The sequence below is a fragment of the Mesotoga sp. B105.6.4 genome (assembly GCF_002896535.1).
Taxonomy (GTDB): Bacteria; Thermotogota; Thermotogae; order Petrotogales; family Kosmotogaceae; genus Mesotoga.
This window is the reverse complement of sequence record NZ_JWIM01000070.1, coordinates 1-1,841: the sequence shown is the minus strand read 5'-3', so window position 1 is coordinate 1,841 and position 1,841 is coordinate 1. Positions and strand designations below refer to the sequence as shown.

At 51.8% G+C, this 1,841-nt stretch carries 1 protein-coding gene; it reads right to left on the bottom strand.

The window, feature by feature from the left end:
- Window positions 1–126 precede the first annotated feature (126 nt).
- Window positions 127–1,841: transporter substrate-binding domain-containing protein (locus RJ60_RS12665; RefSeq protein ID WP_103134933.1), on the bottom strand; the 1,715-nt coding region annotated here is incomplete at its 5' end.

The following is a 1,841-nucleotide window of genomic DNA, read 5'->3' as shown; positions in this document are numbered from 1 at the left end:
TGGAACTTGCAACTGGTTTTCCCTTGCAACTCAGAACTTGTAACTTGGAACTGTACTACACACACACCCTAACGGCAGGAAGGCCGCAAAAGCCTTCCTGCCACTATAATCATGTATGTTTCGTTTTCACTCGACTATTATGTTTATCGCAAAGGTCTGTATTGGATGGACGCTTTCCCAGGGGCGCCTGAGGGAGAATATCACAACTGTCTCGCCGGGCTGAACGGCTTCGAATACCCACTGGACACTATAGGGCGCTCCCACAAGTTGGGAATCGTCAAGGAACTTCCTTTCGAAGATCGAGCCCTCGTAGATCAGCGAAACGACGTTTGGATTGGTTATCTTTACGTCCCAGATATAACCGGTGGAGCCGTTCTCCTGGAGTTCCATGGTAGCTATCTCGCCTACGGAGAGGGTGTTCATGGAGGTTCGAAGACCCTTGACATCAAGATGGGAGGAATTCCAGAGCAGCGATGTAACGAGCATGTTCGGCACGAACTCTCTGATTGTTTCCTCGAAGCTTCCATCGCGCTTCATTTCGTCGAGAGTCTTCTGGAAGCTCAGAATCATACCGAAGTTCGTTCCCTTCGAAGCTGCGATGTAAAAGTAGTTTGTTTGAAGCTCAATAAGGGCTTCCAGTTCTTCCATGCGGTAGCCCGCGTTCTTGACGAGCTCGCCGACAGTGAGGTCGGTAAAGACTGCCAAATCTGTTTCGCCTTCGAAAAGCTGTACGACGGTGTCGAGAGGATTGAGAGAGCTCACGAGGTTCTCGAAGCCCATCTCCTTCAGGAGCTGTTCAGTCCACCAGTTCGTCGTCGTGCCTATGGCCGCGACAGTCTTTGCGGATTCGAGATCTGTAGCTGGGGCGACTGTGTCTTTGCGGGCGTAGAGGTAGGCGGTGTTCTTTCCCACCGGTCCGATCCACTCGAAGTTATCCCTTCGCTGTTCGGTCTGGTCCATGCTGAAGAGGAAGACGTTCGGCAGATTCGAGGCCAGTTCATAGCCGATTGACCATGGGACTATAAGGATCTCTCCAAACATATCGTTTCTACGGAGGATCTCCTTTACCATTTCGGTTACGAAGCCCGTCGGTTCTCCATTTTCGCCTTTGAAGGTAACGGGCGGGTACTCCTCGGTCAGGAAGGTGTAGATGCCGGGAACGGGCTGTCCGGGGAACCATTGGCCGTATAGCTCAGAGAAGGAGCCGGAGTTCTTGAGACCGTCGAGAGCCTTCTGGAATGCGCTCACGATTTCGGAGGGGACGTCCTTCGAGAAACCGAGGTATGTCATGTCCAAGTCGATCGCAACTGTTGATACGGGATTAAAAGAGGCTTGTTCCCTTTTGAGAAGTTCCTGGAGAACTGCCGAGTTGAAGGGCGCGAGGTCGGTTTCCCCGACAAATAGGGCATCGAGCAATGACTCCTCGTCTTCAAAAATGATTAGGTTGTCGAATCCCTGCTCCTCTAAGAGTTTGTGGGAGTAGTATTCGCCTACCACGCCCACCGAGTTTGCGTTTCTGACGTCCTCCAGCGATTTGAATTCACTCGAGAGCTCTTCTCTCGTGTAGAGGTAAGTGTTCGTTATGACAACGGGGCCGACCCACTGATAAAGAGCTTTTCTCTGGGTCGTGAAGACAAGAGAGGGAATGCAGTATCTCCCTTCGCCCTGTAACCTTTCGAGGGCTTCGTCGAATTTAACGGGTCTCATCTCGACGTCGATGCCCGTTTCGCTTTCCAGTGATTCGATCAGATCGACAAGGAAGCCATCCAGATGGCCTTCATCCAGGTAACTGAAGGGATCGTAATCGGGATTTACAAGGAAGGTAATGGGCTGGGCCAGGC